This window comes from Micromonospora sp. LOL_021 (genome assembly GCF_048060215.1).
Taxonomy (GTDB): Bacteria; Actinomycetota; Actinomycetes; order Mycobacteriales; family Micromonosporaceae; genus Micromonospora_E.
On record NZ_JBHMIN010000039.1, the window covers coordinates 37,063 to 59,902 of the forward strand.

At 71.5% G+C, this 22,840-nt stretch carries 17 protein-coding genes; 8 read left to right on the forward strand and 9 right to left on the reverse strand.

What is annotated here, in order from left to right; all coding sequences use genetic code 11:
• Positions 1 to 5,394, forward strand: a complete 5,394-nt coding sequence (pulA, locus tag ACFHWT_RS22500; RefSeq protein ID WP_416596657.1) for a pullulanase-type alpha-1,6-glucosidase — start codon at positions 1 to 3, stop codon at positions 5,392 to 5,394.
• 52 nt (positions 5,395 to 5,446) lie between these two features.
• Here pulA and ACFHWT_RS22505 read toward each other — a convergent pair whose 3' ends face one another.
• The gene (locus tag ACFHWT_RS22505) at positions 5,447 to 6,934 is read right to left on the reverse strand and encodes an aminopeptidase P family protein (RefSeq protein ID WP_416596658.1); all 1,488 of its coding nucleotides are present in this window, start codon (positions 6,932 to 6,934) and stop codon (positions 5,447 to 5,449) included.
• 128 nt (positions 6,935 to 7,062) lie between these two features.
• Here ACFHWT_RS22505 and asnB point away from each other — a divergent pair, with 128 nt between their 5' ends.
• Positions 7,063 to 9,066, forward strand: coding sequence for an asparagine synthase (glutamine-hydrolyzing) (gene asnB / locus ACFHWT_RS22510; RefSeq protein ID WP_416596641.1), 2,004 nt, complete (start codon positions 7,063 to 7,065; stop codon positions 9,064 to 9,066).
• 112 nt (positions 9,067 to 9,178) lie between these two features.
• Here asnB and ACFHWT_RS22515 read toward each other — a convergent pair whose 3' ends face one another.
• A complete protein-coding gene (locus ACFHWT_RS22515) occupies positions 9,179 to 10,288 on the reverse strand; it encodes a lytic polysaccharide monooxygenase auxiliary activity family 9 protein (protein ID WP_416596642.1) in 1,110 nt (369 codons plus the stop codon).
• 366 nt (positions 10,289 to 10,654) lie between these two features.
• Between ACFHWT_RS22515 and ACFHWT_RS22520 the strand changes: the two genes are divergently transcribed.
• The gene (locus ACFHWT_RS22520) at positions 10,655 to 11,584 is read left to right on the forward strand and encodes a carbohydrate kinase family protein (protein ID WP_416596643.1); all 930 of its coding nucleotides are present in this window, start codon (positions 10,655 to 10,657) and stop codon (positions 11,582 to 11,584) included.
• Positions 11,585 to 11,643: 59 nt separating this feature from the next.
• Here ACFHWT_RS22520 and ACFHWT_RS22525 read toward each other — a convergent pair whose 3' ends face one another.
• A complete protein-coding gene (locus ACFHWT_RS22525; protein WP_416596644.1) occupies positions 11,644 to 12,927 on the reverse strand; it encodes a globin domain-containing protein in 1,284 nt (427 codons plus the stop codon).
• Between the two features lie 138 nt (positions 12,928 to 13,065).
• Here ACFHWT_RS22525 and ACFHWT_RS22530 point away from each other — a divergent pair, with 138 nt between their 5' ends.
• On the forward strand, positions 13,066 to 13,560 hold the full coding sequence (locus ACFHWT_RS22530; protein WP_416596645.1) for an RrF2 family transcriptional regulator: 495 nt from the start codon (positions 13,066 to 13,068) through the stop codon (positions 13,558 to 13,560).
• On the opposite strand, the gene ACFHWT_RS22535 is transcribed toward ACFHWT_RS22530, so the two are convergent.
• From ACFHWT_RS22535 to ACFHWT_RS22545, 3 genes are read right to left on the reverse strand one after another with little or no spacing between them, the layout of a single operon-like run.
• Complete coding sequence (locus tag ACFHWT_RS22535; RefSeq protein WP_416596646.1) at positions 13,533 to 14,363, reverse strand: MBL fold metallo-hydrolase; 831 nt, start codon at positions 14,361 to 14,363, stop codon at positions 13,533 to 13,535. The genes ACFHWT_RS22530 and ACFHWT_RS22535 overlap by 28 nt on opposite strands.
• Positions 14,360 to 14,815 (reverse strand): thioesterase family protein, encoded by a 456-nt coding sequence (locus ACFHWT_RS22540; protein WP_416596647.1) that lies wholly within the window; start codon positions 14,813 to 14,815, stop codon positions 14,360 to 14,362. Before ACFHWT_RS22540 ends, ACFHWT_RS22535 begins: the two co-directional genes overlap by 4 nt.
• Before the next feature lie 6 nt (positions 14,816 to 14,821).
• Positions 14,822 to 15,874 carry a LacI family DNA-binding transcriptional regulator gene (locus ACFHWT_RS22545; RefSeq protein WP_416596648.1) on the reverse strand — a complete coding sequence of 351 codons (1,053 nt, stop codon included), beginning with the start codon at positions 15,872 to 15,874 and terminating at the stop codon, positions 14,822 to 14,824.
• A gap of 140 nt (positions 15,875 to 16,014) precedes the next feature.
• On the opposite strand from ACFHWT_RS22545, the gene ACFHWT_RS22550 reads away from it, so the two are divergent.
• Complete coding sequence (locus ACFHWT_RS22550) at positions 16,015 to 18,363, forward strand: AbfB domain-containing protein (RefSeq protein ID WP_416596649.1); 2,349 nt, start codon at positions 16,015 to 16,017, stop codon at positions 18,361 to 18,363.
• Positions 18,364 to 18,430: 67 nt separating this feature from the next.
• Positions 18,431 to 18,970, forward strand: a complete 540-nt coding sequence (locus ACFHWT_RS22555) for a TetR family transcriptional regulator (RefSeq protein WP_416596650.1) — start codon at positions 18,431 to 18,433, stop codon at positions 18,968 to 18,970.
• Here the strand turns inward: ACFHWT_RS22555 and ACFHWT_RS22560 are convergent, their stop codons facing one another.
• Entirely contained in the window at positions 18,971 to 19,726 is a 756-nt protein-coding gene (locus tag ACFHWT_RS22560; RefSeq protein WP_416596651.1) for an SDR family NAD(P)-dependent oxidoreductase, read from the reverse strand.
• A gap of 55 nt (positions 19,727 to 19,781) precedes the next feature.
• On the opposite strand from ACFHWT_RS22560, the gene ACFHWT_RS22565 reads away from it, so the two are divergent.
• Positions 19,782 to 21,029, forward strand: a complete 1,248-nt coding sequence (locus ACFHWT_RS22565; RefSeq protein ID WP_416596652.1) for an MFS transporter — start codon at positions 19,782 to 19,784, stop codon at positions 21,027 to 21,029.
• A gap of 87 nt (positions 21,030 to 21,116) precedes the next feature.
• On the opposite strand, the gene ACFHWT_RS22570 is transcribed toward ACFHWT_RS22565, so the two are convergent.
• Positions 21,117 to 21,308, reverse strand: coding sequence for a DUF397 domain-containing protein (locus ACFHWT_RS22570; protein WP_416596653.1), 192 nt, complete (start codon positions 21,306 to 21,308; stop codon positions 21,117 to 21,119).
• On the reverse strand, positions 21,299 to 22,084 hold the full coding sequence (locus tag ACFHWT_RS22575; RefSeq protein WP_416596654.1) for a helix-turn-helix domain-containing protein: 786 nt from the start codon (positions 22,082 to 22,084) through the stop codon (positions 21,299 to 21,301). The genes ACFHWT_RS22570 and ACFHWT_RS22575 overlap by 10 nt, the downstream gene beginning before the upstream one ends.
• 168 nt (positions 22,085 to 22,252) lie before the next feature.
• Here ACFHWT_RS22575 and ACFHWT_RS22580 point away from each other — a divergent pair, with 168 nt between their 5' ends.
• Positions 22,253 to 22,723, forward strand: a complete 471-nt coding sequence (locus ACFHWT_RS22580; protein ID WP_416596655.1) for a hypothetical protein — start codon at positions 22,253 to 22,255, stop codon at positions 22,721 to 22,723.
• The last annotated feature ends 117 nt before the right edge of the window (positions 22,724 to 22,840 follow it).

Here is a 22,840-nt window from a genome sequence, read left to right on the forward strand (position 1 = left end):
CTGGCGCCGTACGCTCTCGCTGCTGTCCTCGTCGCCACCCTGGCCGGCGTCCCGGCACCGGCGGCCGGCACCGCACCCACCGGCACCGCACCCGCCGGGACCGCCAGCCGCGCTGAACAGTTCTACTTCCTGTTGCCGGACCGGTTCGCCAACGGCGACCCGGGCAACGACCGGGGCGGGCTGACCGGTGACCGGCTGACCACCGGTCACGACCCCACCGACAAGGGCTTCTACCAGGGCGGCGACCTGCAGGGTGTGATCGACAACCTGGACTACATCCAGGGCCTGGGCACCACCGCCATCTGGCTTGCCCCGGTCTTCGTCAACCGGCCGGTGCAGGGCAGCGGCGACGACGTCTCGGCCGGCTACCACGGGTACTGGATCACCGACTTCACCCAGGTCGATCCGCACTTCGGCAGCAAGGCCGACCTGAAACGGCTCGTCGAGCTCGCCCACCGGCGCGGCATCAAGATCTACCTCGACGTCATCGTCAACCACACCGCCGACGTCATCTCCTACGCCGAGGACAGCTACACCTACGTCGACAAGGCCACGGCCCCGTACCGCGACGTCGCCGGCCGCCCGTTCGACGACCGCAACCACGCCGACGGCAGCCGCGCCTTTCCGGACGTCGACACCGACGCGTTCCCGTACACACCGGTCGTCGACCCCGCCGACGCGCGAGTCAAGGTCCCGGCCTGGCTGAACCCGACCATGTACCACAACCGGGGCGACAGCACCTTCGTCGGCGAGAACAGCGAGTACGGTGACTTCTTCGGCCTCGACGACCTGTGGACCGAACGGCCGGAGGTGGTCCGCGGCATGACGAGGATCTTCGCCGACTGGATCCGTGACACCGGGGTGGACGGCTACCGGCTGGACACCGTCAAACACGTCAACCTCGACTTCTGGCCGCAGTTCAGCCGGGGCATCGACGACGCGGCCCGGCGCGCCGGGCGCCCCGACTTCTTCATGTTCGGCGAGGTCTACTCCGCCGACCCCGAGGTCACCTCGACCTATGTCCGCCGGGGCGGGCTACCGGCCACCCTGGACTTCGGCTTTCAGGAGGCCGCCCGGTCGTACGTCGCCGGCGGCGGCTCGGCGACCGCACTGGCCGAGCTGTACGCCGCCGATCCGCTGTACACCGCCCGGGACACCGACGCCGGCCGGCTGCCGACCTTCCTCGGCAACCACGACATGGGCCGGATCGGCACGTTCGTCGTCGACGGCGGCACCGACCCGGCCAGCCACCTGCGCCGCGACCTGCTCGCCCACGAACTGTTGTTCCTCACCCGGGGCCAGCCGGTGATCTACTCCGGCGACGAGCAGGGCTTCACCGGTGCCGGCGGAGACTCCGACGCCCGGCAGACGATGTTCGGCTCCCGGGTCGCCGACTACCTCGACGACGACCTGCTCGGCACCGACCGCACCCACGCCGACGACCAGTTCGACCGCGACCACCCGCTCTACCGGGGCATCGCCGCGCTCGGCGCACTGCGCGCCGCCCACCCGGCGTTGCGCGACGGCATCCAGGTCACCCGGTACGCTGCCGACGGCCCCGGCGTGTTCGCCTTCTCCCGCGTCGACCCGGCCGAGCGCGTGGAGTACGTCGTCGCCGTCAACAACGCCACCACCGCCCAGCAGGTCACCGTCGACACCTGGTCACCCGGTGCCACCTTCACCGGCGTGCACGGCGGGCACCGGCCGGTCCAGGCCGACGCCGCCGGGCGGATCACAGTCACCGTGCCGGCACTGTCCTCGCTGGTGCACCGGGCCGGCACCCCGGTCTCGACGCCGGCCGGCGGCCCGTCGATCTCGATCACCGGCCCGGCCGACGGTGCCGCCGTCGCCACCCGGGCCGCCGTCACCGCCGAGGTGACCGGAGACCCGCTGGCCGAGGTCACCGTCGCAGCCCGGGTCGCCGGCGGCAAGTGGACCGTGCTCGGCCGGGCCCGGCACGCCCCGTACCAGGTGCACCACGACCTCACCGGGTTGGCCGCCGGCACCCGGATCGAGTACAAGGCGGTGGTGCGCGACAGCAGACACCGGACCGCCACCGCGAGGACCGCCTCCGTGGTCGGCACCCCGCCGTCCGGTGACGACCGCGACTGGCTGGTCGTGCACTACCAGCGACCCGACGGCGACTACGCCGACTGGGGCCTGTACACCTGGGGCGACATCGACCCCGACTGGCAGACCACCTGGCCGACCGGCCAGCCGTTCGCCGGTGAGGACAGCTACGGCCGGTTCGCCTGGGTGAGACTCGCCCCCGGTGCGAAATCGGTCGGCTTCCTCGTCGTCGACGCCGACGGCACAAAGGACGTCGACGTCGACCGGACCGTGGACGTGAGCGCCACCGGCGAGGTGTGGGTCAAGCAGGGCGACCCGGCGCTCTACCCGACCCGCCGCGACGCCACCGGCGAGGACGATCCACCGGTCGACGACGGCGTGGCGGTGCTGCACTACCGCCGCGCCGACGGCGACTACACCGGCTGGGGGCTGCACGTCTGGGACGGCGCCGCCGCCCCCACCGACTGGGCCGACCCGCTGCCGCCGGCAGACCGGGACGACTACGGCGTCACCTTCCGGGTGCCGCTGGCCGACGGCGCGACCGGGCTGAGCTACATCGTCCACCGAGGCGACGACAAGGACCTGCCGACCGACCAGCGGCTCGACTTCGCCACCGCCGGCCGCGAGGTGTGGCTGCTCGCCGGTGATCCGCAGCGGCTGCTGCCGGCGGCGCCCGGCGGCGCCCGCCGCGACCTCGACCTGACCGCACAGCGGGCTCACTGGATCGACCGGTCCACTGTGGCCTGGGTCACCGGCCCGACCGACGGCAGGCGCTACGAACTGGTCTGGGCACCCGAGGGCGGGCTGCGGGTCGACGGCGACGATCTCGTCGGCGACTACCGGTCGATCCCGTTGACCGCGCGGCGCAACGGGCTCACCGAAGCCCAGCGGGCGGCGATGCCGCACCTGTGGGCGCACCACGCCTTCACCGTCGACGCCCGGGACTGGGCGACGCTCACCGCCGCGCTGCGCGGCCAGCTCGCGGTCACCGAACGCGACCACGAGGGCAACCTGCTGGCGGTCACCGGCGTGCAGTCGCCCGGCGTGCTCGACGACCTGTACGCCGCCGCGACGAAAGCTCCGCTCGGGGTCACCTTCGCCGGCCGGCGACCGACCCTGTCGGTCTGGGCACCGACCGCCCGTACCGTCGCACTGGAGTTGTTCGACACGCCGACCGCCGAGCCGCAGACCGTGGCGATGCGCCGCGACGACCGCACCGGCGTCTGGTCGGCACGCGGTGAACCGTCCTGGACCGGCCGCTACTACCGCTTCCGGGTCGACGCCTGGCAGCCGGCCGCCGGGCGGATGGTGACCGCCTCGGTCACCGACCCGTACGCGGTGGCCCTGGCCGCCGACTCCACGCACAGCCAGATCGTCGACCTCGACGGCCCGGCCCTCGCACCGGATGGCTGGACGCGGCTGCGCAAACCGGCGGCGGTGCCGGCCGGCCGGACCCAGATCCAGGAGGTGTCGGTCCGCGACTTCTCCATCGCCGACGACAGTGTTCCCGCCGACCGGCGCGGCACCTACCTGGCGTTCACCGACCCGGAAACGACCGGGATGCGGCACCTGCGGTCGCTGGCCGACGCCGGCGTCACCCACCTGCACCTGTTGCCGACCTTCGACTTCGCCACCATTCCCGAGCGTCGGGTCGCGCAGGCCGAGCCGGACTGTGACCTGGCCGCGCTGCCGCCCGACTCACCCCGTCAGCAGGAGTGCGTCGCCGCCGTGGCCGACCGCGACGGCTACAACTGGGGCTACGACCCGCTGCACTACACGGTCCCGGAAGGCGGCTACGCCACCGACCCGGACGGTGCCGTCCGCACCGGCGAGTTCCGCGAGATGGTCGCCGGGCTCAACGCCGCCGGGCTGCGGGTGGTGCTCGACGTGGTCTACAACCACACGTCAGCGGCTGGCGTGGACCGGCACTCGGTGCTCGACCAGATCGTGCCCGGGTACTACCACCGGCTGCTCGACGACGGCACCGTCGCCACCTCCACCTGCTGCGCCAACACCGCACCGGAACACGCCATGATGGGCCGGCTGGTCGTCGACTCGGTGGTCACCTGGGCCAGGGCGTACAAGGTGGATGGTTTCCGGTTCGACCTGATGGGCCACCACCCGAAGGCCAACATCCTGGCGGTACGCCAGGCACTGGACCGGCTGACCGTGGCCCGGGACGGGGTGGACGGCCGGTCGATCCTGCTCTACGGCGAGGGCTGGGACTTCGGCGAGGTCGCCGGCGACGCCCGGTTCGTCCAGGCCACCCAGGCCAACATGGCCGGCACCGGGGTCGGCACCTTCACCGACCGACTGCGCGACGCGGTGCGCGGCGGTGGCCCGTTCGACGCCAACCCCCGGGTGCAGGGCTTCGCCACCGGCCTGTTCACCGACCCCAACGGTGACCCGGTCAACGGCAGCCCCGCCGAGCAGCAGGCCCGGCTGCGCCACCAGCAGGACCTGATCAAGGTCGGACTGGCCGGGAACCTTGCCGGATACTCGTTCACCGCCGCCAGCGGGGACCGGGTGACCGGCGCCGACATCGACTACAACGGCTCACCGGCCGGCTACACGGCGGCACCGGGGGAGGCGGTGACCTACGTCGACGCGCACGACAACGAGATTCTCTACGACGCGCTGGCGTACAAGCTGCCGGCCGGTACGTCGACCGCCGACCGGTCGCGGGCGCAGGTGCTCGCTCTGTCGACGGTGATCTTCGCTCAGGGCACCGGGTTCGTCACCGCCGGCAGTGAACGGCTGCGGTCCAAGTCGTTGGACCGCAACTCGTACAACTCGGGGGACTGGTTCAACCAGATCCGCTGGGACTGCACCGCCGGCAACGGCTTCGGCGCCGGGTTGCCGCCGGCCGCCGACAACGCCGACAAATGGCCGTACGCCGGCCCACTGCTCGCCGATCCGGCGCTGGTCCCGGACTGCGCCACGATCGAGGCGACCGCCGCCCGGTACGCCGAACTGCTGCGGATCCGTGCCTCGTCACCGGTGTTCGCCCTGTCCACCGCGCGCGAGGTGCAGCAGCGGGTCAGCTTCCCGCTGGCCGGGCCGGCCGAGACCCCCGGCGTGATCACCATGCGGCTGCGCTCCGCCGGCCTCGACCGGCGGTGGCGGTCGGTGACGGTGATCTTCAACGCGACTCCGCGGACCGCCCGGCAGCGGCTGCCCGAGCTACGCCGGGCCACCGTCGAGCTGCACCCGGTGCTGCGCGACTCGGCCGACCCGGTGAGCCGGCAGGCCAGCTTCGACACCGCCACCGGCACGTTCACCGTGCCGCCGCGTACCGTGGCGGTCTTCGTCCAGCCGACCTGACGGCCCACCGGATCGGCACCGGGTCAGGTGAACCAGCGTCGGGCCGTCGGGGTCAGGGCAGCCGGGGGCCGGCCTCGCGCTGCGCCGCCAGCCAGGCCTCGACCTCGTCGGCCTGCCGGGGCAGCCCGGCCGACAGGTTCACCGCGCCGGCGGCGGTGACCAGCACGTCGTCCTCGATCCGGATGCCGACGCCGCGCAGCTCCTCGGGCACCAGCTCGTCCTCCGGCTGGAAGTACAGGCCGGGCTCGACGGTCAGCACGTACCCCTCGCCGAGCTCGCCGTCGCGGTAGCGTTCCTTGCGGGCGTACGAGCAGTCGTGCACGTCGATGCCGAGCATGTGGCCGAAGCCGTGCAGCGTCCACCGGCGGTAGACGGTCGACTCGGATTCCATCGCCTCGTCCACGCTGACCGGCAGCACCCCCAGCTCGGCCAGGCCTTCGGCGAGTACCCGCATGCAGGTCTGGTGCACGTCGCTGAACTTCACCCCCGGCTTGATGTAGTCCATGCCGGCCTGCTGCGCGGCGTACACGATGTCGTAGACCTGCCGCTGCAGGGCGGTGAACCGGCCGGACACCGGCAGGGTCCGGGTCACGTCGGCGGTGTAGAGGTGGTGCCCCTCCACACCCATGTCCATCAGCAGCAGTTCACCCGGACGGGTGACGCCGTCGTTGCGTACCCAGTGCAGGATCGTCGCGTGCGCGCCCGCACCGACGATCGAACCGTAACCGACGTCGTTGCCGTCGTGTCGGGCCCGCAGCGCGAAGATCCCCTCCAGCAGCCGTTCGGCGACCGGTCGGTCGGCCGGCAGCACCCGGGCCACGTCCTCGAAGCCGCGGACCGTCGCGTCGATCGCCGCCTGGAGTTGGGCGACCTCCCATTCGTCCTTGACCAGCTTCGCCTCGGCGATCGCCGTGGCCAGCTCACGGTCGCGGGCCCCGGCGTCGTCGCCGCTGTCGTACGGCAGCACCGCCGCGTCCACCCGCGGGTCGAAGCCGCGCAGCACCCGGGTCCGGGCCGGCGCGCACCCGGCCAACGCCTGCGGCAGCTCACTCAGCGGCGCCGTGCGCAGCCCCAGCTCGGCGGACTTCTCCGCCAGGGTGCGCCGTCGGCCCACCCACAGCTCACCGTCGCGGCTGCGGAAGAACTCGTCGTTGTCCCGCGACGACCGCTGCCGGGTGTAGAGCACCGCGTCGTGTCCGTCCCCGGTCGGGTGCAGCACCAGCACGCCGTCCGGATCATGGTCCCCGGTCAGGTAGACGAAGTCGCTGCCCGGCCGGAACGGGTAGTCGGTGTCGTTGGCCCGGGTCTTCTCGGTGCCGGTGGGCACCACCAGGGTCTCGCCGGGGAAGGCGTCGGCGAGGGCGGCGCGGCGGCGGGCGTGGTTCGGCGCCTCGGTACGCGGGGCGAGCGGCAGCGTGTCGTCGCGCCAGCCGGTGCGCATGAACTCCAGGAGCTTCTCCGGGAAGTCCGGGTCGTGCGACTCGGTGCGCGGCTGCTCGGCGACGACCTCGGCGGTCGTCTCGGTGCCCTCGGCGGTCATCCCGGTGCCGGTGGCTCCGGACCGGTCCGGAGCCGTGCCCTCGGTCTGATCGTGTGTCATTTGCGTCCTCCCCACGGTTGGGCGTACTCGACGGTACCGCGTGACCGGCACGTGAAAAGATGTCTGCCATGTGCGGACTCCTGGCCTTTTTCAGCGCCCGCGGCGACGCCGGCGCACACCGCGACGCGATCGCCCACGCGTTGGAATGCCTGCACCACCGTGGCCCGGACGAGACCGGCGTGGAGGTGATCGGCGACCCGACCGGCCGGTGGGCTGACGCGGTGTTCGCGCACAAGCGGCTGGCCATCATCGACGTGGCGTCCAGCCAGGAGCCGCTCGCCTACGCCGACGGCCGCTACCTGCTCACCTTCAACGGCGAGATCTACAACTACATCGAGCTGCGGGACCAGCTGGTCCGGGAGTTCGGCGCGCAGTTCGCCACCGCCGGTGACGGTGAGGTGATCGTCGCCGGGTACCACTACTGGGGCGAGAAGGTGCTGCACAAGCTGCGCGGCATGTTCGCCTTCGTGATCTGGGACCGGCAGCGGCGTCGCGCGTTCGGCGCCCGGGACTACTTCGGCATCAAGCCGCTGCACTACCTGCAGACCCCGGACGGCATCTACCTGGCCTCGGAGAAGAAGGCGCTGCTGCCGTTCTCCGCCGCCGCGGGTGCCGGCGACGCCGGGGTGGACACCGCGAACCTGTCGCACTACCTGACCCTGCAGTACGTGCCGGAGCCGCGCACCCTGCACTCCGGGATCAGCCGGATCGGCTCCGGGGAGTGCCTGACCTGGTCGCCGCCGGCGCTGGACCCGACGACCGGTGGGCCGGCGCCGGATCCGGCCGGCGGGGTGCAGGTCCGCCGCTGGTACCAGCCGATCTTCCGGCCGACACCGACGCCCGACCCGCAGCGGCTGTACGACGAGATCCGCGAGACGCTGCGGGAGAGCGTACGCATGCACATGCGGGCCGACGTGCCGGTCGGAGCGTTCCTGTCCAGCGGCATCGACTCGACCGCGGTGGTGGCGCTGGCCCGCGAGTTCAACCCGAACATCCTGACCTTCACCGTCGGGTACGACGTGTCGGGCTACTCGGAGATCGAGGTCGCCCAGGACTCGGCCCGGCACCTGAACGTGACCACCATCCCGACGAAGATCGGGCCGCAGGACATGATGGAGGCGCTGCCGCGCATCGTCTGGCACCTGGACGACCCGGTGGCCGACCCGGCGCTGGTGCCGCTGTACTTCGTGGCGCAGAAGGCCGCCGAACACGTGACGGTGGTGCTCTCCGGCGAAGGCGCGGACGAGTTCTTCGGCGGCTACACCATCTACCGCGAGCCGTTGTCGCTGGGCGCGGTGCACGGACTGCCGGACCCGATGCAGAAAGGGTTGCGCGCCGTCTCCAAGGTGATCCCGCAGGGGGTGAAGGGCAAAAGCTTCCTGGAGCGGGGCACCACCCCGATCGAGGAGCGCTACTACGGCAACGCGCGGATGTTCACCGAGGAGGAGAAGCGGCACCTGCTGCGCCGCTACGACCCGTCGGTGCGCTACACCGACGTGACCGCGCCGATCTACGCCGAGTGCGCCGACTGCGACGACGTCACCAAGATGCAGTACGTCGACCTGTACACCTGGCTGCGCGGCGACATCCTGGTCAAGGCGGACCGGATCTCGATGGCGCATTCGCTGGAGGTACGGGTGCCGTTCCTCGACAAGGAGGTCTTCGACGTCGCCGCGAAGATCCCGGTGGAGCTGCGGCTGCCGCCCCGCTCCGACGCCACCAAGTACGCGATGCGCCAGGCCCTGCAGACCGTGGTGCCGCCGGCCATCGTGAACCGCCGCAAACTCGGCTTCCCGACCCCGACCCGGGTGTGGCTGCGCGGCGAGATGTACGAGTGGGCCCGGCACATCTTCGCCACCTCGGGCGCCGGTGACCTGCTCGACCTGTCGTACGCGATGCGGCTGCTGGACGAGCACAAGCGCGAGGAGGCCGACCACTCCCGCAAGGTGTGGACGGTGCTGGTGTTCTGCATCTGGCACGCGATCTTCGTGGAGCGCTCGCTCGACCCCGGCATCCGGCGCAACCAGTCGGCGCTGATCACCAAGCCGGTGGTCGGGTCGATGGTCGCCTGACCGACCGCGGTCACGCGTCGCCGGGACTACCGAGCCACGCACCGAACGGGCCCGGCAGCGTTTCGCGCTGCCGGGCCCGGTCAGGTGGGAATTTGCCGTGTGTGGCGGTGGATCAGCTCGCCGAGCAGGCCGTCGACGGTGTGCCGGGGCTGCCGTTGGCGACGAAGCCGAACGTGGTCGATCCGCTCGGCGACAGCGACCCGTTCCAGGCCGCGTTGCGGACGGTGACGCTCGATCCGCTCACCGTGTGGGTGCCGCTCCACAGGCTGTTGATGGTGACCCCGCTGCCGAAGTTCAGAGTCGTGGTCCATCCGCCGATGCTCGCGGAACTGTTGTTGGTGACCGTCACCTCACCCTGGAATCCACCGGACCAGGAGCTGGTGGTCCGGTAGGTGGCCGAGCAGCCGCCGGTCGGCGGGTTGCTGGTCGGCGGCGCGGTGGTCGGCGGGGCCGTGGTGGGCGGGGGAGCAGTGGTGGGCGGCGGCGGAGCGGTGGTGGGCGGCGGGGGCGGGTTGTCTCCGCCGATCCCGGTGACCTCACCGTTGCCACCGTCGAACGTCACGTCCGAGCAGCCGAAGAAGTTCTCCTGGCTGTCCGAGCGCACCCAGCGCGAGTAGATGATGTGCCGCCCGCTCTTGTTGCTGGGCAGGTTGCCGCTGAAGTAGTAGTGGCCGTCGTTGGTGCCGACCGCGCCGCGCTGCGGCGGGTTGGTCACCGTCAGGAACGGCGTCGCCTCCAGATCGCTCCAGGCCAGCGCGCGGTTCGGGCTCCAGCTGTCCTTGGTCACGTAGAAGTAGAACGTGCCAGGGTGGTGGGCCCAGTTGCTGTACTTGAACTCCATCCGGGCACCGGCGGTCAGGTGGGTCAGCGGCCAGTCGTTGCGGGCCAGGTTGTAGCCGGAGAAGCCGGAGTTGCCACCGCTGCACAGCTGTCCGTCGGGGATGAAGCCGGTGGTACGGCCGCCCGCGTCGGAGCGCAGCACGCTGAACCAGTTGTACAGCGAGTTGGCCCCGCTCTGGGCGACGGCGGCCGAGCAGGCCGGGTTCTGCGGGATGATCTGGCCGGTCTGCGTCAGACCGTCGACCCAGCAGAGGTAGGTGCGGCTGCCCGGCATCATGGCGGCACCGTGCGCGGAAGCCGCGTTGGGGGTCACCACCGTGAGCAGGCCGGCGGTGAGCGCGGAAGCGGCGGCGACTACCGCCACTCTGCGTAGAGCTTTCACCGAGACTCCTTCGTGAACCGGTCCACGGCGCGGGACAGACCCGGGCCGGCGGACAGGGCGATGGGTTCCGACATGGCGGAACGTCAGGAAACATGAGGAGGAACGGCGACTGGCCGGCCGTGCCGCAGACGCGGTTGACCGACGTGCCGTCCGATGGACGTCTAGCGCGCTCGCGCAGCTCCCGGCGAGTCCGAAAGACAGCGAGTTGCCCCCACGCTGTCCAGGTAATCGATATCCCACCATACATCGATCAGAAGTGCAATAGTCGCTGCTCGATGGGCGGTGCGAGGTACGGGGTGCCGACCCGTGCCGAGCCGCCGACCTGGCAGACTTCGGAGCGGCAAAACTGCAGGTGGGAGGAGATCCATGCGGTACGCGGTGGTGCTCGGCGAGGCACTGATCGACCTGCTCGACGGCGAATGCGCCGGCCAACCGGTCTACCGACAGGTGATCGGCGGGGCACCGCTGAACGTCGCGGTCGGCGTCGCCCGGCTCGGCGGCGCGGTCGAGTTCGCCGGGACCCTCGGCGACGATCCGCTCGCCGAACGGATCCGCGACTTCCTGCGTACCGCCGGGGTCGGCGACCGGGCCCTGGTCACGGTTCCCGCGCCCACCACCCTGGCGGTGGCCACCTTCACCGGCGCCGAGCCGGACTTCCGCTTCTACGGCGACCCGCCCTCGTACGGGCTGCTCGAACCGGCCAGCCTCGACGGGAAACTGGTCGGCGACGCCGCCGTGCTCTACTGCGGCTCCATCGCGCTGCTGTGCGAGCCGACCCTGGCAGCCGCCCGGCAGGCCTGGGCGGGCACCGGCGGGCTGCGGGTCTTCGACCCCAACGTCCGGCCCCGGCTGCTGCCCGACGCCGCGTCGCTGGCCGCGTACCGGCAGGTCGTCGCCGGCTTCGCGGCAACCGCCGACCTGGTCAAGCTCAGCGCCGCCGACGCCGAGGCGCTCTACGACGGCGCCGACCCGGTGACCGCCGCCGCACTGCTGCACGATCTCGGCGCCGGTGCGGTGGTGGTCACCCGGGGTGCGGACGGCGCCCTGGTCAGCGCCGGCCGCGAGGTGCTGACCGTGGCCGCCCCGACGGTGGCTGCGGTGGACGCCACCGGCGCCGGTGACTCGGTGATGGCCGCCCTGATCGCCGAACTGCTCGACACCGGGTTGCCGGCCGACGCGGCCGGCTGGGCGGCCCGGGTCGGGTTCGCCCTGCAGGTGGCGGGGTTGGTGTGCGAGTCACCGGGCGGCGCGGTGTCGATGCCGACCCGGTCAGCCGTCGCCGAACGCTTCGGCTGATCGCCGGCGTCACGGCCCGACCACCGGTGTCATGGCCCGAACCGCCGGTGCTCAGCCGATCAGCCGCTGAGCATGCCCGGACCGAACACCTCGTACGCGATCCGGTCCACCGGCAGGCCCCGGTGGCGCAGCCCGCTGCGGACCTGCGCCATGAACGGCACCGGCCCGCACAGGTGCGCCCAGGTTCCCGGCTTGAGCGGGATCAGCGCCGGATCCACCCGCCCGGAGTGGATCGTCGCCTTCAACCCGGCGCTCTCGCCGTCGGTGGCGTCCTCGTACCACAGGTGCACCGACAGGTTGGGCAGCCGCTGTTGGAGGTCCGGCAACTCGTGGCGCAACGGGTGCGCGGCCGCGGACCGGTCGGCGTGCACCAGCACCACCTCGCGGGCCGGCGCGACCATGGCCAGCTGGGCGAGGGCGGCCATCGCCGGGGTGACGCCGATCCCGGCACTGACCAGCAGCAGCGGCACGCCGGTGGAGCCGGCCCCACCGGTGTCGCCGACCGAGCTGACCTCGCCGAACGCCGGGCTCAGGCGCAGGACGTCGTTGACGGCGGTCCGGTCGTGCAGTTGGCCGGAGACCGCCCCGTCCGGCACCGGCGACTCAGCCGCCGGGCCAGCGACTGACCCGCCCGCCAAGCCGGGTCCGCCCCGGAGCCGTTTGACGGTGATCCGCCAGGTGGCGGCACCGGGCCGACCGGACAGACTGTACTGGCGGAGCTGCCGGCCCTGGCCGCCGGCCAGATCGACGGCGACCGAGACGTACTGGCCGGGGGTGAAGGAGGGTGCCGGGTCGCCGTCGGCCGGGGCCAGGATCAGCGACACGACGTCGGCGGTCTCCGGGATCTTCTCGACGACCCGCCAGGGCCGCCAGCCGGCGTCGGCCTGCAGGGGGAGTCCGGCGACGGTGTACAGCCGGGCCTCCCGGGCGATCAACTCGCAGGCCAGCAGCCAGTAGACCTCGTCCCACGCCGCCGCCACCTCGGACGTCACGGCGTCGCCGAGCACCTCACCGACGGCGGCGAGCAAATGCCGTTTGACGATCGGATACTGGGTGGCGGTGATGCCGAGCGAGGCGTGCTTGTGCGCGATCCGGTCCAGGATCGGCGCCCAGGGCAGCGTGCTGCGCCCGGTCAGGTGCTCGGCGTAGGCGACCACCGCGGCGGCCAGCGCCGCCTGCTGGCGGCCGGTCGCCTGGTTGCCCCGGTTGAACAGGTCCAGCAGCTCCGGATGGGCGGCGAACATCCGCTGGTAGAACCGGCTGGTGATGGCCTCGCCGTGTGCCTGTACGGCGGGCAGGGTCGCGGTCACCACCGCCGCTGAGGACTTCGAGAGCACGGTCACTCCTTTGGGGATCGGGACGGTACGACGCCACTAAACAGGAATCTGTGACTCCTCTTTTAGGGCCATTGGTCCCGAGCCCGCTCGCGTCGGGCCGTGACGAGCCGGTGCCGGCCTGCCGTGGCTGACTAAGGTCGGGACGTGAAGCTCAACCGGTCGACGGACATGGCGTTACGGATCGCCATGCTCACCGCCGCGTCTCGCACCCGTACCACGGTGGACGACCTGGCCGACCGGCTCGCCCTGCCGCGCAGCCACGTCGCCAAGGTCGTGCAACGGTTGCAGCGGCTCGGCGTCCTGGTCACGGTCCGGGGTCGGGCAGGCGGTACCGCGTTCGCCCCGGACGCCGCCGAGCTGACCGTGGCCCAGGTGGTACGGGCCTTCGAAGGCGACGGTGAGGTGGTCTCCTGCGAACAGCCGGCCTGCCCGCTGCGCGCCGGCTGCCGGCTGCGAGTCGAGCTGCGCCGGGCCCGGGCGGCCTTCCTCGCCGCGCTCGACGAGGTCCGCCTCGGTGACCTCGTCGACGCCGACACCGGTCCGCTGCCCGCACTGCTCACCATCGACCCTGGAGAACCGTCGCCGGCCCTCGACAGGCGCGCCGAGGTCAGTCAGGCCCGATTCGACAGTTCCGCGTAGCCGCGGACAATCGCGGTGCCCGCCGCCTGCGGCCCGAACGGCGCCCGTGCGGCCACCCGTTCCGGCGGCGCGCCGTCGGCGTGCCCGTCACGGATCAGCCACTCCAACGCCACCAGGTCGGCGTGCTGGGCCCGGACGAAGTCGACACCGACGCAGGCGCCGTGGCCGGGCACCACGACACTGGCCGGCCCGAGCCGCCGCAGCACCGCCGCGAGGGTGTCCGGCCACTCCAACGGGTAGGCGTCGTCGAACGACGGTGGGGCGCCCTGCTCGACCAGGTCACCGGCGACCAGCAGGTCCGCGTCCGGAACGTGCACCACCAGGTCGCCGATGGTGTGCCCACGCCCGGGATGCCACAGCTCGACCGCCCGGCCGCCCAGGTCGAGCGTCGCGGCGCGGGTCACCGTACGGTCCGGCGGGTGGACCACCGCGTGGCTGAGCTGCTCGGCCAGCTGCGGGTCGTGGCCGATCATCTCGCGGTACGCCTCGTCGCGGACCACCTCGACCGGGCGGGCCAGCAGCCGGGCCGCCTCCTGGTGGGCCCACACCGGCGCGGGCGGGTCCCCGGCGGCCACCTGGTTGCCGAAGCAGTGGTCGAAGTGGTGATGGGTGTTGACCACCGACCATGGCAGGTGGGTGATCCGCCGGGCTGCCTCGACCAGCTCGGCGGCCTCGGCCGGCGTAGCGCCGGTGTCGACGAGCACGGCGGCGGCCCCGCCGACGACCAGCGTCGAGTTGACGTCGAGCCGGGGCCGGCGCAGCACGTACACCCGGTCGCCGACCTCGACGAACCGGGCGCTCATCCGGAGACTGCCCGCTCACCGGTGGGATCGTCGCCGGCTCGCGGCGCCGGCGTGCGGTCGAAGGCCCGCTCGACGAACCGGTGCCGGTCGACCAGGGCCCGCTCGATACGGCCCTGCGCGATGGTCGTGCCCGCCTCGAACACCACCACCTCGAAGACCAACCGCCGCCCGTCGACCTCGCTCAGCCGGGCCATCGCGGCCACCGTGCGGCCGACCGGGGTCGCCGCCCGGTGGTCCAGCTCGACCCGGGTGCCGACGGTGGTCATGCCGGGCGGTAGCCCGGTGGCGGTGGCGGCGACCGTCGCCGCCTCGGCCAGCGCGAGCAGCCGCGGGGTACCGAGGACCGGTACGTCGCCCGAGCCGACCGCCTGGGCGGTGTCGGAATCGGTCACGGTCAGCTCGACCCGGGCGGTGGCACCCGGGCGGAAGCTGTTCTCCGGCGTCTGTCCCATGACCATTCAGCCTAGGTGCTCGACCTGCGTCGGACCACGAAAGCCGGACCGCGCGCCGACGGTGCTCTGCCGGACCGCCATGGTGAACGGGGTCTGCACGTCGTACGGCGGCCGGGGCGGGCGTCCTTCGATCCGGTCGACCAGCCGTCGCACCGCCAGCCGGGCGATCGCCGCCTTGTCCGGGGAGATGCTGGTCAGGCTCGGGTTGGCGTACCGTCCCTCCTCGATGTCGTCGATCCCGACGACCGCGACGTCCTGCGGGATCCGCCGGCCGGCGTCGGCGGCGGCGCGCATCGCGCCGAGCGCGATCAGGTCGTTGTAGGCGAAGACCGCGTCCGGTGGCTCGGTGAGGGTGAGCAGCCGTCGCATCGCGGCCGAGCCGTCGGCCCGGCCGAACCGGTCGGTGACCACGGTCAGTTCCGGTCGGTCGGGCAGCCCGGCGGCGGCGAGGCCGGCCCGGAAACCGCGCAGCCGCAGCTGCGCCGACTGTCGGTCGTCGTGGCCCCGGGACCCGATGAAGGCGATCCGGCGGCGGCCGAGCGCGACCAGGTGCGCGACCGCCGCGTGGCTGGCCGCGACGTTGTCGATGGCGATGTGGTCATGCGGCACGTCGGAGACGCCCTCGCCGATGAGGACCAGCGGTAGCGCGTCGCGGCGGGCGAGCACCTCGGCGCGGCCGATCCGCACCGGGCTGAGGATCAGTCCGTCGACCACGTGCCGGCGGGAGCCGCCGAGCAGCGCCAGCTCCGTGTCGGGGTCGGCGTCGGTGCTCTCCATCACCAGGGTGTAGCCGAGGGCCGCGGCCTCCCGGATCGCCGTCTCGGCCAGCTCGGCGAAGTACGGGTTGGTCAGCTCGGGGATGGCCAGCGCGATCAGCCCGGTCCGGCCGCGCCGCAGGTGCCGGGCGCTGAGGTTCGGGGTGTAGCCGAGTTCGTCGATGGCCTGCTGCACCCGGCGTCGGGTGGGTTCGGCGACCGGCCGGTAGCCGTTGACCACGTTGGAGACCGTGGCCAGCGAGACGCCCGCACGCTCGGCGATGCTCCGCAGACTGACACCCATCCGTCGATCCTGGCATACATCGACAGTTGGAGATTGACGACGGTCGACCAGGGGTCTATAACGTTATAGATAACCTCGACGCACCTCGATGCATTTTCTGATCCGATCCCGTCCCCGGCCCGTCCACCGATGGAGACGACATGAGATCGCCCCATACCCGTTGGACCGCTGTTGCGGCAGCGACCGTGACCGCGGCCGCCGGCCTGCTCGTCGCACCCCCGGCCGCCGTCGCGGTGCCCGCCCGCCCCGCGCCACTGACCACCCCGTGGACCGCCCAGGCACTGGTCGGCACCCCGCTGCCCGAATACCCCAGACCGCAGATGACCCGCCCCGACTGGCGCAACCTCAACGGCGAATGGCAACTGCGGCAGTCCACCACCGACGACCCTCCACAGTTCGGCGTCGACCTGCCCGAACGGGTCAACGTGCCGTTCCCGGTCGAGTCGGCGCTGTCCGGCATCGGCCGGGCCGCCGACGACGACCGGCACTACCTGACCTACCGGCGCACCTTCACCGTCCCGGCACACTGGACCGGCCGGCGGGTGCAGCTGCACTTCGGAGCCGTCGACTGGCAGTCCACTGTCTGGGTCAACGGCAGGCGGGTCGGCGGGCACACCGGCGGCTACGACGCCTTCAGCTTCGACATCACTCGTGCGCTGCGCGGCGGCCCGAACGAGCTGATCGTCAAGGTCTGGGATCCGACCGACAGCCGCCAGCACGGCAGCCTGCCCCCGATCGGCAAACAGACCCGCACCCCCGGTGGCATCTTCTACACCCCGGCGTCGGGCATCTGGCAGACCGTATGGCTGGAACCCACCCCGGCCACCTCGATCAGCGGCGTCGACCTGCGCCCCGACCTGGCCAGCGACACCATCCGGATCCGGGTGGCCACCCGAGGCGACACCACCAGCCACACCGTCCGCGCCGAAGCCCTCGCCGGCGGCACCGTCGTCGGCACCGCCACCGGCGGCTTCACCGAGTTCGCCGTACCGGTGCCGGACGCTCGCCGCTGGTCCCCGGACGACCCGTACCTCTACGACCTGCGGGTCACCCTGCGTGACCGGCACGGCCGGGTCGTCGACCGGACCACCCACTACTTCGGCATGCGGGAGATCGGCGTACGGACCATCGACGGCGTGCCGCGACCGACCCTCAACGGTGAGTTCGTCTTCCAGCTCGGCACCCTCGACCAGGGCTACTGGCCCGACGGCGGCTACACCGCGCCGACCGACGAGGCGCTCGCCTTCGACCTGCGCAAACACAAGGACCTCGGGTTCAACATGGTGCGCAAGCACATCAAGGTCGAACCGCAGCGCTGGTTCTACCACGCCGACCGGCTCGGCCTGCTGGTGTGGCAGGACATCCCGTCGATGACCGCCCAGAACGTCGACCCGAACGACGCGCAGCAGGCCCAGTTCGAGGCCGAGGCGCGCCAGATCGTCGCCGAGCACCGCAATTCACCGTCGGTGGTCGGCTACGTCGTCTACAACGAAGGCTGGGGCGAGCGGGCCCTGGCCGACACGATCCGGGTCGGTCAGGCCGTCAAGGACCTCGACCCGACCCGGCTGGTCAACACCCACAGCGGCTACAACTGCTGCCAGTCGCTGGGCAACCCCGGCAACGGCGACATGGACGACTGGCACGTCTACGTCGGACCCGGCGCGCCGGCGCCGACCGGTGGGCGGATCTCCGTGCTCGGCGAGTTCGGCGGCCCCGGACTGCGGGTGCCGGGCCACGAATACAGCCCCAACGGCAACTTCCAGGCGTACGAGTGGCAGCCAACCCCGACCGCGTTGACCGACCGCTACGTGGGCCTGATCCAGGGCACCACCAACCTGATGATCGGCCGAGGGCTCAGCGCCGCCGTCTACACCGAGATCACCGACGTCGAAGGCGAGCTGAACGGCTTCCTCACGTACGACCGGCAGGTGGTCAAGATGGACGAGGCCCGGGTACGGGCGGCCAATCTGGCGCTGATCGCCACCTCCCGGGCGCTTCCGTCGCGTACACCGGTCGCCCTGCCGTTGGACACCCGCCGGTCGCTGCGGGTCACCACAGCCGGCTTCACCGACCGCTACCTGCGGCACCGCGACAGCCTGGCCTACACCGACGTGGTCACCGCCGACAGCCCGCAACTGCTCAAGGACGACGCGACGTACGTGGTACGGCCCGGTCTGGCCGACCCGGACTGCTACTCCTTCGAGTCGGTGAACTTCCCCGGCCAGTACCTGCGGCACGCCAACTCCCGGGTCCGCAACTCGCCCGACGACGGCACCGCGCTGCTGCGTGCCGACGCCACCTGGTGCGCCCGGCGCGGACTGGCCGGATCTGATGTCTCGCTGGAGTCGTTCAACTATCCGGGCTCGTTCCTGCGCCACTACGCGGCCGAGATCTGGCTCAGCGACGGTGCCGGCGGCCCCAGCTGGAACTCACCGACCAGCTGGGCGGCCGACGCGACCTGGGAGCTCAGCCCCGCCTGGGCTCCGTGACCGCGCCGACGCGGTAACGGTCGGCGACCGCCGCGAAAGCCGCTTTGGGCTCCCACGGAAGGCCGGCGTGGGCACCGCCGCTACGGCCGTCGATGACCTTGACGATCCCGAGGCTGGCGAGATCGAGGTCGTCGCGGGGGTCACCGTCGGGGCGGTGCGGCAGGTTGTCGAGCGCGAAGAGGTGTACGAATGTGCTGTCGACCCCGGCGGAGTGGCCGACGCTGTCACCGACGCTGTCGTCGGGCAGTACGCCGACCCCGACGACCACGCCCAGGGCACCCTGCTGATGATCACGAGCAGCGCCGCGCTACGCGCCTGCTACATCGACGCCGTCACCGCGATCGAAGGCCCGCTCGCCCAGGCCATCACCAGCCGGTGCCCGGACGTCGACGGTCTGACCGGCCAGGTACTGGCCGCAAGCGCCAGCGCAGCAGCCAAGGTCGCGGTTCAGCAGTGGCTGCAGTCCAGCACGGTGCCGCCGTCGACGCCCGGATTCGTGGTGCCGTCCGGGTCGCTGCCGGACCTGGTCCGGGCCGCGTTGACGCCGCTGCGACCGGCCTTCGCCGCTGCCGCAGCTGCAGCGCCGTCGCCGTCGCCGTCGGAATGATCAGGGCTCGAGTCGGGTGGCTTCGGGGTCGGGCCCGTTGACTGCCCGTCCGCCGTCGACGGCGAGGACGACGCCGTTGACGAATCCGGCGGCGGGAGACAACAGGAAGGCGACAGCGTCGGCCACCTCGTCTGCGGTGCCGACCCGACCGAGCGGATGTAGCGCGGCCATCTCGGCGTCCACCTCGGGGTGCCGGGCACGGTACCGCTCGAACCGGCCGGTGGCGATGGAGCCGAGCGCGACAGCATTGGTACGGATGCCGGCCGGTCCGTGATCTACCGCCATTGCCCGGGTCAGACCCTCGACAGCAGCCTTCGCGGTCGCATAGGGCAGCGCTCCACGGACCGGGCGCTGCGCCTGGTGGGACGAGACGTTGACGATGACCCCGCCGCGCCGGTGTGCCAGGAAGTGGTTGACCGCCGCATGGCAGCCGGTGACCGCCAAAGCCAGGTTGGTGGAGATCAGGTCCAGGATCTGAGCCGCAGACACGTCACCCATACCCGCGTCACCGAAGACCGCGGCGTTGTTGACCCAGCCGAGCAGTGGACCGGCGGACTCGGCGGCGGCCGCCGCTCGTCGCCCTGTCTCGGCGTCACGGGCGTCGCCGCTGATCAGCATGACCCGTTCGTGCTGCCAGCCGAGTTGACCGGTGACGTCCACGACGACAACCTGCCCCTCGCGGGCCAGGCGTTCGGCGATCGCGCGACCGATGCCCCGCGCACCTCCAGTGACCACATACGACGGCCGCGTCACCATGCTCGGATGCCTCCTCCGTATCCTCGGTCCTCGTGCGCAGCGAGGAGCGGATTCGATGATGGTCCGACTTGGTCTCCTTCACGAGCCAGATTTCCGGCGGTTCTTCGGCGCGACCGTCGCCGGTCAGCTCGCCGACCGGTTCGTCTACCTCGCGCTGCCGCTGGTGGCGATCCTCTGGCTGGACGCGGACGAGTTTGCGGTCGGCGTGCTGACCGCGATGACCACGGCCGGGTCGCTGCTGATCGGGCTGCCGGCGGGTGCGTGGGTCGACCGGTGGCGCAAACGCCCGGTGCTGGTCAACACCGATCTGCTGCGGGCGGCGCTGCTGATGACGGTACCGCTGGCCTGGTGGGCCGACGTGCTGACGATCTGGCTGCTGTACGCGATCGCCCTCGGCCACGGACTGCTGACCGTGCTCTTCGAGGTCGGTTACACGAGCTACATCCCGGCACTGGTCGGCCGGGACCATCTGGTCGAGGCGAACAGCAGGATCGCTGCGGTGCGTTCCGCCGTCAGCATCAGCGGCCCCGGCCTGGCCGGCCCCCTCGTCGGCTGGCTCGGCGCACCGCTCACGCTGATCGTCAGCGCCGCCGGGATGCTGCTGTCCGCGCTCGGCGTACAGCGGATCCGCGCAGTCGAGGCGGTGCGCCCGGCAGCGAGTCGACGACACCTGACGAGGGAGGTTTCCGAAGGGCTGCGGTTCGTCCTCGGTCACCGGCTGCTGCGGCCGATGCTGATCACCGACGGCGTATTTAGTCTCTCCCTGGTCGTCTATCAGACGATGCTGCTGATCTTCCTGGCCCGGCAGCTGGAGTTGAGTACGTTCGGCATCGGCCTGGTGCTGTCGGTGATGGCCTCCGGCGGGTTCGTCGGCGCGTTGCTGGCCGGCCGGCTGATCGCCAGGATCGGCCCGGGCCCGGCGATCTGGTTGGCACCACTGTGCACCGCACCGGCCGCCGCACTGCTGCCGGCCACCGCAACCGGCGTACCCCGCTGGCTCGCCGTGGCCGGGTTGGCCCTGCTGTCCTTCGGTGGCGTGGTCCGGCTGATCGCGCAGGCCGGCCTACAGCAGCGGGTAACCCCGGACCGGCTACTCGGGCGGATGAGCGCCACGGTCCGCTTCGTTCAGTGGGGCAGCATGCCGGTCGCGGCGCTGCTCGGCGGTACGCTCGGCGGCCTGTTCGGGGCGTCGGCCGTACTGTGGATCGGTACGGCCGGGATGACCGCCGCCTTCCTGCCGGCCCTGCTGTCGCCGCTGCGGGCAACGTACCGGCTGCCGGGGATCGAGAGCACTGCAGCCTAATAGGACGACCCAGCCTCGGCTCCACCGCGAGGGCGGAGCCGAGGCTGGGCGATCCGGCCTACGGCTGACTCGGTGCTGTCCGATGGCTCAAGGCTTGAGGGTGGCAGCCGTCGACACGAAGGACTGCCACGCGGTCGGTCCGAAGGTCAGCATCGCGCCGTCGCGGTCCTTGGTGTCCCGTACGAGGACGCGCCCGGCGACGTTGTCGGCCACCTCGACGCAGTTCGCCGTATCGCTCCTGGTGCTCTTGCGCCAGCGCGCCGCCTCGGTCAGGTCCATCTCTCTGCCGCCTCCATGATCAATTTCCGGGACTGCTCTACCGACAAAGCGTAGCCCCGAATGTCCTCCCAGTCGGCCTCCAGACTTGCCACGGAGTCTGGTGACTCGACCACGTTGCCCTCCAGATGCCCCTCCAGGAAGCCGACCGTGCGGCCCTCGACGGACGCGAGCACCATCGGTCCCCGAAGCCCGACGTATGCAGGGGAATCGGCCGGAACGACGAGCACCCGTACGTGCTGCTCTGCGGAAATCGAGACCAGCCATTTCAGCTGATCGCGCATAACCTCTGCATCGCCGACCCGCCGCCGTAGGGCGGCCTCGTCGACGACCACGACCAGGCGGCATGGGCTGGTAGTTCGGGTGATGATCTCTTGCCGGTCCAGTCGTGCCGCGAGCGTCTGTTCGACGTCCTCGGCCGGGACGTTCATCGCCGGCAGGAGAGCGCGTGCGTACGCCTCGGTTTGCAGCAGTCCGGGGATCAGCGTCGGATGGTAGACCCGCAGCAGCGTCGCCCGACCTTCGTACTCGACGAACGGCCGGTACCACACGGGTGTCCAGTCGCCCCGGACGAACTCCCGATAGAACCTGACCAGGGCGGTGCCGAACACCTTGTCGACGGCCTTCAGGTAGTCCGGCAGCGCGGGCCGCTCGCCGCGCTCGATGGCACCCACGTGCTTCGCCGAGAAGTGGATCCGGTCGGCCCACGCTTCCTGGGTCAGCCCGAACGACTCACGCAGTCGGCGTAGCTCCGATATCAGATAATCGCTCCCAGCCATAGACCTTCACATCCCCCAAATCACTCGAAGTTGTTGATCTTTTGCTGGCCTGGACAGCACGTACATACCCCGGGCCTAACGTCTTCTTCCATTGAGCATGGTCAGCGATCCAGGGTGGAACTCAGCAAAAAGATACACGCTGCTTGCAATCGATCCGAGGGGGCAAGGATGATCAGAAACGACGGGATCGGTGGGACGCCAAGGCTGGCCCGCTACACCTCGATCGGCACACCGCGGAATGTCGATCCGACACCGAACCGGCCGCCGCTGCCGAAGCGCAACCCGGGGGAGACAGACCCGGACCAGGACGACCGTTTCCAGCTCGCCGGGGGACGCGGCGTCGCGCCAACTCCCGCTGGCTTCCTGGACGACCCGGCGCGAGGCGGCGACCCTACCTGGTCACCGGAGCTGGCCCGAGCCGTCCACGACGCGAACTCCACCGCCCGGACCCACATCCCGAACCGCACCACCGGGGAGTGTCACCGGTGCGGCGGCATCCCGGCACCGTGTCGACCGTTTCTGCGGGCACTCGTCATTCTGGATCGGTGGGACGCGAGCTCCGCCCGGCGTATCCGGGCTGTGCTGCATCTGTCCGGGCTGATGCCGGCCGGCGAGCCGGACGACGACGGTGACGGGTGACCCGGCGACCGGCACTCGCTGTCGTCACGGCTCGCCCGCCGGGATCGCGGCGGCCGTGTCAACGGTCTTTCTGATCTCCCCGTAGGCGGCCGGCATTTGTCCCCGCTGGCGGCCACG